Source organism: Aeromonas sp. R2-3, from assembly GCF_040908375.1.
Taxonomy (GTDB): Bacteria; Pseudomonadota; Gammaproteobacteria; order Enterobacterales; family Aeromonadaceae; genus Aeromonas; species Aeromonas veronii.
This window is the reverse complement of sequence record NZ_JBFODP010000017.1, coordinates 536,059-545,068: the sequence shown is the minus strand read 5'-3', so window position 1 is coordinate 545,068 and position 9,010 is coordinate 536,059. Positions and strand designations below refer to the sequence as shown.

The window sequence follows — 9,010 nt, the reverse complement described above, 5'->3', positions numbered from 1 at the left end:
TGCCGCTGCGCTAACGCCCTGATCGCCGCCGACATTGGGCGCGGGATGGGACTGTGCACCCGCGCTTTTTTGCCAAACATGCTCCGTCGCCTTGGCGAAATCGGCCAGCTTGGTCACACTTGAGCAGATATTCCCTTGATCAGGATGGCAAAAATGAAACCATGGATTGGATTGGCCGGGGCGCTGCTGGCCACCCTCGCACAGGCGAGTCCTGAGCTCGGCAAACTGCACTACATCACCGAAGAGTACAAACCCTACAACTACGCCGATGCCAGCGGTGCCCCCACCGGCCTCGCAGTCGAGCTGCTGCAACTGGTGTGGAAAAAGACCAATACGCCGGCGCAGCCCGTCACCATCATGCCCTGGGCGCGCGGTTACTACCTGCTGACCCAAAAGCCCAATGCGGTGCTCTTCTCCACCGCCCGCACCCAGGCGCGCGACCCCCTGTTCAAGTGGGCCTGCCCCATCGGATATGCCGAGATCGTGCTGGTGGGGCTGGCCGATCGCAATATCACCATCACCAAGCTCGACGATGCCAAGGCGTTCAATATCGGAGCGGTGCGGGCCGATGTGGGGGAGCAACTGCTGCTCAACAACGGCTTTGACGAAACCAAACTGATGGCCGCCAACCGGCTGGCACAGGCGCTCAAGATGCTCACCTCAGGCCGGGTCGATCTGGTCTCTACCAACAAGACCACCATGGAGCAGCTGATCGTCGAACAAAAACTCGATCCCGCCCGCTTCAAGGAGCAGTGGGTGCTGAGCTCGGAGCAGTTCTGCTTCGCCTTCAGCCATCCGGTGAGCGACGAGCTGGTCAAGGAGTTCCAGACCGGCTTGACCCAGGTGTTGGCGAGCAGCGAATACCCGCTGCTGCACAGCAAATACTTCCCTACCCCCGCCACCAAATAGCGGCGTCGAGCGCCAACAACAAGGGGCCCACTGCGGGCCCCTTCGCTTTTTTACGTTTGCGCTCCCCTCTTTTACCGTTTGCACTCCTCTCGCGGCATCACCCCACCGCCCTGCCAGCTCCAAGCCCCGACAATCATCAACTAATCGCTAATTAATAAAAGTTTGTGCCAGCGCAAAAAATCACTCTTTTCTGATAGTTAGCTCATCAAAACCATAGATAAGACCACTCTGGCTCCGTAATATGGCAACGGGCGTCTGTTGACCCCTTTTCCGAGATCAATGGTCAACGGCGCAATCTGGTAGCGACAGTCAGGGGCGGTAGCGACTTTAGCGTAGGGTCGATTAGCGAAGCGTAATCGTCCGCGGTAACCGTCCCCTCTCCCCTTGCGGGAGAGGGTTAGGGTGAGGGGGTCGGTAACGTCTTTGCCCTGTAACAAGGTATTGGCATGGCTTCGCCATGCAGGACACGAGGACTCCGTCCTCGACGAGGTTTCGCCGCCGCTGCGCGGCTTGGCGAGTGACTTTGGAAAGACCCAAAGTCACCAAAGGTCTAATCCCCCACTTGTTCGCCCTCCTGCGTCGGGTTCCCTCGGTTCATCCGTTTGTCCCACGTCACGCGCCGATGGGCCATCCATNGCTCGCTCGGCGTCCTGCCTCGCGGCCTGGACAAACGGGCTCACCTCGGCGAACAACAGGGGGCAACAGCCAACCCGCAGCACCGAGGCCAGTTAACAGGCGTAGGGTGCAATAAGCGCAACGCATTGCACCGCGGTAACACTCCCCGACCTATTCGGAGCAAAGATCGGGCGGGTTATTAGCTCAGAGTCAGCCCCTCGCCCACCCCGTAGCGAGATAAGATTGTCTCACTTATGCAACAGGTATCGTTGAAATATTGCATAGGTGAAAAACAACAGTAAGCGGCACATATCTCTATCGGGGAATGGCTTTATATTGAAGGCCCGATAGTCAGTATCTCACCGTAATAACCCCTTATTTCTCGAAGGTCCGATTACGATTTCACTAATCGAACCTACGTCCCTTACAAAATAATCATATAGTCTCAGATATAATTTCCTTTCATATCACATAAAAGAACAAATATATGGAACAAATCAAAGAGATCAACATCAATGATATTTGGCAAAACAATATCAATTTTTTAATAGGTTCAGGCGCATCTTTTGGTCTATTCCCGACCCTTGCAACAAAAATGAAAAACGAGACAATAGAAACCCTTGGTAAATATTTTGAAGATACTAAAAAAACAAACTTAAAAACTTTGCTGTTCATTCATTACTATATCAACTGCATTCACCCGGTAATAACATTTGACATCCAATATACTAAGCTCGGTTCAGAATGTGATGTCCCTGATGATGTTGCCAAAATGGCAATTATAGAAAACTATAAGAAGTTACTTAAAAACTTAAAGTTGGTCGCATCCAAAAACAAATCCCAGAATAAGGTAAATATTTTTACTACTAACTATGATGCTTGCTTTGCTGATGCTTATGAGGAGCTCATTTTAGAGTTTTCAGATCTAGATTTTAATCTGAATGATGGCTCAAAAGGATTTCGTAGAAAGTTCATAGATGCTTGTAACTTTGATACATCTGCCATAAAAAAAGGGATACTTGGAAAAAATATCTTTGAAGTTCCACAGGCAAATATAATCCATCTTCATGGCTCTGCATTCTGGACATTAAGTGATGGAAAAATATTAGTCAACTATGAGGATAAGAAATGTAAATTCCCAGATAACTTCTTTTTCCCTATAACAGATAAAATAACGGAGCTTGATGCAATTTTAAATAATACAAAATCTGTACGAGATGATTTTGATAAGATCATTTTCGATGCAAAGTTCTCAGCAATAGAAAATAAATTCTGGGATATATACAAAAAGCTCCCTATCGTGAATCCAACAAAATGGAAATTCCATGAGACAGTGTTTGATGAGCACTATTATCAAATGCTTAGATTAATGAGTTACGAGCTAGAAAAGCATGATTCCACTTTAATTGTGTTTGGATTTTCATTTGCGGATGAACACATAACAAACCTCGTGAAACGTTCATTAGGAAACAAAACTCTGACGATGTATATCTGCTGTTTTGATGATATATCATTAGAGTATATGAGTAAGGTTTTTAAGGGATTTAATAACGTTAAATTAGTCAAGCACAACACTTACCTTAACTTTGACGCATTCAACAACGACATACTAAAAGTCCCAAATTAGCGAGGTAATTTATGTCAATTTTGGTAGGTGAGGTGGTAGCTGTTAGAGGCGTCAAAATATCTATTCGCGTTTTTGAAAACTCTAACAAGGACTTGTTATTTTATGATGGCACGAAATACAAAGGCATATCGATAAGAGAATTTGTTCAAATTGAACGTGGTTTTAAAAAAATAATTTGCATCGTCGAGGGTGAATACTTAGACGAGAGCAAGATCGACAATGACCTCCACCATATTAGGATTGTTGATCTAAAGCCTCTCGGGTACTTTGAAAACGACCAATTTATTGAAGGCATTAAACATCTACCATTAATTAAAGACCCCGTATTTCTACTTGAAGAAAACAAACTTCCTGACATTTATGGAAAATCAGATGGTGATTTTATTATAGGTAAGTTACTAAAAGAAGAGCTACCTATATCGCTCCCGTGGAAAAAATTATTCAATTCTCATATAGGTATTTTTGGAAATACTGGTAGCGGAAAATCAAATACTCTCACAAACATTTATACTACATTATTTGACAAAAAAATAAAAACCATAAATGGCAAGAGCCAGTTCATAGTGATTGACTTTAATGGTGAATATACGAATGGCCAACTTACTGCTGAAAAGTATAAAAATATATACCAACTCAACACTCGCAATAAAGAAAGCTCGTTCCCATTAGCAAAATCAGAATTTTGGGATACAGATACACTAAGCTTGCTTTTTCAAGCCACACCAAACACTCAGAGACCATTTATCAATAGAATTGTAAATGGGCGATTGCGATATGATACTGATGAAAACTTTTTGAGCTATATCAAAAAAACCTATGAGAAAGTTTTCACTGCTACAGCGCCACACCCAGAACTATTAGACCTCATACGTGAAATTACCAACATCATCGGGAACGAAATAATTAGGAGAAAATTACGTAATATATCCTATCATAGTTCAAGCAAGGCATTTCACATTCCAAATGACTCTTTTTTTAATGCCAATGGCCTCACCTATAGAAATAAACTTGAAGGTGATGTCAACTCAATTACAATTCAAAACAACCTAAGCGAACTGGATAAATTTAATATCAGATGTCATATACAGTTAATACGTGATCTTATCAGCGGCTATGTACAATTTGATTTTATACAACCATTACTAAAACGCGTAGATTCTTCATTATTAAACTTATCTAAAGTAATTCATATTACAGATGTTTCACCACCGAATAAACCCGTGACTATAATATCACTACGGAAGTGCAACCAGGATATCAAAAAAGTACTCCCACTCCTTATAGCAAAACACTTTTACAACCCACATAAGATAGCTGTGAGTAACCCACCAGATAGAACCATTCACCTTATTATTGATGAGGCTCATAACATTTTGTCTCAACAATCAACAAGAGAGAGTGAAAGCTGGAAAGACTATCGCCTAGAAACCTTTGAAGAAATAATTAAGGAAGGTCGTAAATTTGGCTTCTTTTTGACACTTTCAAGCCAGAGACCAGCAGATATATCACCAACCATCGTGTCTCAAATCCACAATTTTTTTATTCATCGGCTAGTTAATGAAAGAGATCTTTTTTTAATAGACAATACAATAAGCACTCTTGATAACATGTCTAGAAACATGATTCCAAATTTATCAAGGGGGTGCTGTGTTGCTACAGGAACAGCCTTTGATTTACCTATGTTATTGCAGGTAGATGAACTCGCAAAAGAAAAACAACCTGATAGTGAAGATGTAAATATAGAAAAACTTTGGGCGGAATAAATATTTTCAATATGTCATTTTCTTTTCAGACAATGTTGTGATTAATTTTATTTACAACTACGGAATTGATAACTGACTTAGCCATTTAAAATAAATGACTACACTCCTCTCAAACTGGCTCCGATTTACCCAGCCCTCTCCCGCAAGGGGAGAGGGGATCAGAGCGCAGGCCACCGAGGCTTAAGCAGATCGCAGAGGCTTAAGAGGTGTCGAGGGAAGAGATACAAACAAAAACCGCAGCCCAAGGGCTGCGGTTTTTTATTGGCTCAACCTGTTGGCACCAGACGCCAACAAGGCCACCGGCCTTACGCACGGCGCCAGCTGGTCTTGCCGGCGCTATCTTCCAGCACGATACCCATCTCGGTGAGACGGTTGCGGGCGGCATCCGCCGCAGCCCAGTTCTTGTCGGCACGGGCCTGATTGCGCTCGGCAATCAGGCGCTCGATCTCGGCAACCTCTTCGTCCGCTTCGTCACCCTTGAGGAAAGCCTCGGGATCTTGCTGCAGGATGCCGAGCACGGCGCCCAGCTCGCGCAGACGGGCGCCCAGCGCGGCGGCAACGGCCATGTCTTCACCCTTCTGGCGGTTGATCTCGCGCACCAGATCGAACAGGGCGGAGTAGGCTTCCGGGGTGTTGAAGTCGTCGTCCATCGCATCAACGAAGCGAGCCACCTGCTCGTCGCCTCCGGCAGCAGCGGCCACCGGCAGATCGCGCAGGGCGGTGTACATCCGCTCCAGCGCGGCGCGGGCTTGCTTCAAGTTATCTTCCGAGTAGTTGAGCTGGCTGCGGTAGTGGCCAGACATCAGGAAGTAACGGACGGTTTCGGCGTCGTAGTGGGCCAGCACGTCGCGGATGGTGAAGAAGTTGCCAAGGGATTTGGACATCTTCTCTTTATCCACCATCACCATGCCGCTGTGCATCCAGGTGTTGACGTAGTCGCCACCGTGGGCGCAGCAGGACTGGGCGATCTCGTTCTCGTGGTGCGGGAACTGCAGATCAGAGCCGCCGCCGTGGATGTCGAAGTGGTTGCCAAGGTGCTTGGAGTTCATGGCGGAGCACTCGATGTGCCAGCCAGGACGGCCCGGGCCCCAGGGGCTTTCCCAGGTCGGCTCGCCGGGCTTCGACATCTTCCACAGCACGAAGTCCAGGGGGTTGCGCTTGGCATCGACCACGTCAACGCGGGCACCGGCTTGCAACTGCTCCAGATCCTGGCCGGAGAGCTTGCCGTAGTCGGCATAGGATTCGACGATAAACATCACATCGCCGTTATCCGCCACGTAGGCGTGCTCTTTTTCCAGCAGGGATTGCACCAGCTCGATGATCTCTTCGATGTGCTGGGTGGCGCGCGGTTCGATATCCGGGCGCACCATGCCGAGGGCGTCGAAGTCGGCGTGCATGTCGCCAATCAGACGCTCGGTCAGCTCGTCGCAGGTCACTTGGGTCTCGGCGGCACGCTTGATGATCTTGTCATCCACGTCGGTGATGTTGCGCACGTAGGTGAGGTCGTAACCGGCGTAACGCAGGTAGCGAGCCACCACATCAAAAGCGACGAAGGTGCGGCCGTGGCCGATATGACAGTGATCGTAGATGGTGACACCACACACATACATGCCCACCTTGCCCGGGTGGATAGGTTTGAATTCTTCTTTTTGACGAGTGAGTGTGTTGTATATCTTCAGCATCTTCTAACCACTGCCTGTGAGTAAAATGGTTGGTCATAATACCCCGTTCAGGGGCAGAAAACGAGGCAGAAAAGAGGGCCAATCCCGCCTGCCAGCACGGTTACGGCGCCAGAGAGACTATGCCGCCAGCCCCTGATGGGCTAGAATTGCCACCACTTTATGCCATACACCTGCGGGCACTTCGTCGCCCGCATCAAATGAAAGGACATATCATGGTCACTCTGCACACCAATCACGGCGACATCACCCTCACCCTGAACGCTGAAAAAGCCCAGGAAACCGTGGCCAACTTCCTGCAATACTGCCGTGACGGTCACTACGACAACACCATTTTCCACCGCGTCATCGACGGCTTCATGATCCAGGGCGGCGGCTATGCCCCGGGCTTTGAAGAGAAAGACACTCGCGCTCCCATCAAGAACGAAGCGGCCAATGGCCTGTCCAACAAGATCGGCACCATCGCCATGGCCCGCACCATGGAGCCGCACTCTGCCAGCGCCCAGTTCTTCATCAACGTGAACAACAACGACTTCCTCGACTTCAAATCCGCCACCACCCAGGGCTTCGGCTACTGCGTATTCGGTGAAGTGACTGCCGGCATGGACGTGGTCAACAAGATCAAGGGCGTCAAGACCGGTAACTACGGCCGCATCCACCAGGACGTGCCGGTAGAAGACGTAGTGATCACCAAGGTGACCCTTGCTGACTGATCTCTGCCGACTCGGCACAGACAAAACTGCGGCCCCGGCCGCAGTTTTTCCATCTGCCTCCCCCACTGCCAGCCCGAACTGGCGCCGCCTCGACTATCTGGCCCACGGCAACCCGCGCCAGCACTCGGCCCATGCCCTGCTCACCGCCGGTGTGTGGGATGAGCTGGCCGCGCAGTGCGCCGATATGGCGCTGGTGAGCACGCTCGCCATCGGCCTCGATCGGCCCGGCAGTGATCTCGATATTCTCTGCCAGCATGCTAATCCGGCGGCATTTGCCGCTACTTTTGCAGAGCAAGGCTGGCAGGCGAGCCCCAAGGGCGACAATGTCTGGCTGCTGGAGCGCACCTTTTCCTGCCTCGACCAGAGCTGCGCTGTTAGCGGTTGCCATCAAAGCGATGTCCGCTGGCTGCTGGAGCTCTATGTCACCCCCGCCCCCATCGAGACGCTGAATGGCTGGCGCCACCTCACCCTGATGGCCGCGTTGCTCGAGCGGTTTGGTGATGCCTTCTACCGCGAAGTGCTGCGTCTGCGCCTTGAAGAGGGATTAAAAGGGGAAGCGGCAATGTGCCGGTTGCTGGGTCTGGCGGGCGATCCTTACGCCGCCCTGCTGACGCTGGAGGGATGCAATCTGGCCGAGCTGGCATGGCAGCCGCCATCCCGTGACGATATCCATACCTCAACTGGCGCGATGGCGCCCGCAGCGCACTATTCGTCCCCAGTTGTTTCTACTATCTCTGCCACCCCCGTTTGCCCTGTTTCGACCGAGAGCCCGACCCCCACATCATGAGCACCCTTTTTATCAGTGACATTCACCTCTCTGCCCAGCGGCCCGATATGACCGCGGCACTGGTGCGCTTTCTCGAGCACGACGCCCCCGGCGCCGATGCCCTCTATGTGCTGGGGGATCTCTTCGAATTCTGGATTGGCGACGATGACCCCAATCCGCTCCATCAACAGATGGCCGACGCCTTTTTGGCCCTGAGCCAGCAGAACGTGCCCATCTACTTTATCCACGGCAACCGCGACTTTCTGCTGGGGCAACAGTTTGCCAAGCGCGCTGGGATGACATTGCTGGGTGACCCCTGCGTTATCGAGCTCTATGGGGAGCGGGTGGTGCTGAGCCACGGCGATCTGCTCTGCACCCTGGATGAGGGGTATCAGAAGTTTCGCCGCATCACCCAGCTCAAGTGGCTGCGCTGGCTCTTTTTGCGACTGCCGCTCGCCCGCCGTCAGGCCATCGCCTGCAAGATGCGCGGCCAAAGCCAGATGGAGAATGCCCACAAGAGCCAGATCATCATGGATGTAACGCCCGCGGCGGTGGACGACACCCTGCGCGCCCATGACTGCCGAATGATGATCCACGGCCACACCCACAGACCTGCCATCCACGATTTCACCCTCGATGGCCAGCCCGCCCGCCGCATCGTGCTGGGGGACTGGTTCGAGCAGGGCTCGGTGCTGGTCTGTCGCCCCGGCGAACAGCGGCTGGAAATGCGGGCGCTGACAACGATCGACCCCGCCGCTCAGCCATCCGTCTGACATCCCCCCTGTGCGGGTTGCAGGCAAAACCTGCGGCCCGGCATCGCCCCCTGTTAACCCGGTGAAGCGACTCATTACGGTGAGCTCAGGCTGGTATGGCCTGTGCTGATGGGGTGCTCTCCCCATCCCTATCGGTTCTGCTGCGCCAGCAACACCAGATACGGC

7 protein-coding genes are annotated in these 9,010 nt (G+C 50.9%); 6 read left to right on the top strand and 1 reads right to left on the bottom strand.

Annotated features, from left to right (window positions below):
- The first annotated feature begins 153 nt into the window (after nucleotides 1-153).
- The 3 genes from AB5Z02_RS08100 (at nucleotide 154) to AB5Z02_RS08090 (ending at nucleotide 4,914) form a co-directional block, all read left to right on the top strand.
- Complete coding sequence (locus AB5Z02_RS08100; RefSeq protein ID WP_159157109.1) at nucleotides 154-909, top strand: ABC transporter substrate-binding protein; 756 nt, start codon at nucleotides 154-156, stop codon at nucleotides 907-909.
- A gap of 1,102 nt (nucleotides 910-2,011) precedes the next feature.
- Nucleotides 2,012-3,151 (top strand): SIR2 family protein, encoded by a 1,140-nt coding sequence (locus AB5Z02_RS08095; protein ID WP_368215818.1) that lies wholly within the window; start codon nucleotides 2,012-2,014, stop codon nucleotides 3,149-3,151.
- An 11-nt stretch (nucleotides 3,152-3,162) separates the two neighbouring features.
- Nucleotides 3,163-4,914 carry an ATP-binding protein gene (locus tag AB5Z02_RS08090; RefSeq protein ID WP_368215817.1) on the top strand — a complete coding sequence of 584 codons (1,752 nt, stop codon included), beginning with the start codon at nucleotides 3,163-3,165 and terminating at the stop codon, nucleotides 4,912-4,914.
- A 305-nt stretch (nucleotides 4,915-5,219) separates the two neighbouring features.
- Here AB5Z02_RS08090 and cysS read toward each other — a convergent pair whose 3' ends face one another.
- Nucleotides 5,220-6,596: a cysteine--tRNA ligase gene (cysS, locus tag AB5Z02_RS08085; protein ID WP_139441825.1), complete on the bottom strand. Its 1,377-nt coding sequence runs from the start codon at nucleotides 6,594-6,596 to the stop codon at nucleotides 5,220-5,222.
- Between the two features lie 212 nt (nucleotides 6,597-6,808).
- Between cysS and AB5Z02_RS08080 the strand changes: the two genes are divergently transcribed.
- The 3 genes from AB5Z02_RS08080 to lpxH are packed head-to-tail and all read left to right on the top strand — an operon-like array spanning nucleotide 6,809 to nucleotide 8,845.
- Entirely contained in the window at nucleotides 6,809-7,306 is a 498-nt protein-coding gene (locus AB5Z02_RS08080) for a peptidylprolyl isomerase (protein ID WP_368215816.1), read from the top strand.
- Entirely contained in the window at nucleotides 7,296-8,093 is a 798-nt protein-coding gene (locus AB5Z02_RS08075; protein ID WP_368215815.1) for a DUF4269 domain-containing protein, read from the top strand. The genes AB5Z02_RS08080 and AB5Z02_RS08075 overlap by 11 nt, the downstream gene beginning before the upstream one ends.
- The gene (gene lpxH / locus AB5Z02_RS08070; protein ID WP_368215814.1) at nucleotides 8,090-8,845 is read left to right on the top strand and encodes a UDP-2,3-diacylglucosamine diphosphatase; all 756 of its coding nucleotides are present in this window, start codon (nucleotides 8,090-8,092) and stop codon (nucleotides 8,843-8,845) included. The genes AB5Z02_RS08075 and lpxH overlap by 4 nt, the downstream gene beginning before the upstream one ends.
- Nucleotides 8,846-9,010 lie beyond the last annotated feature (165 nt).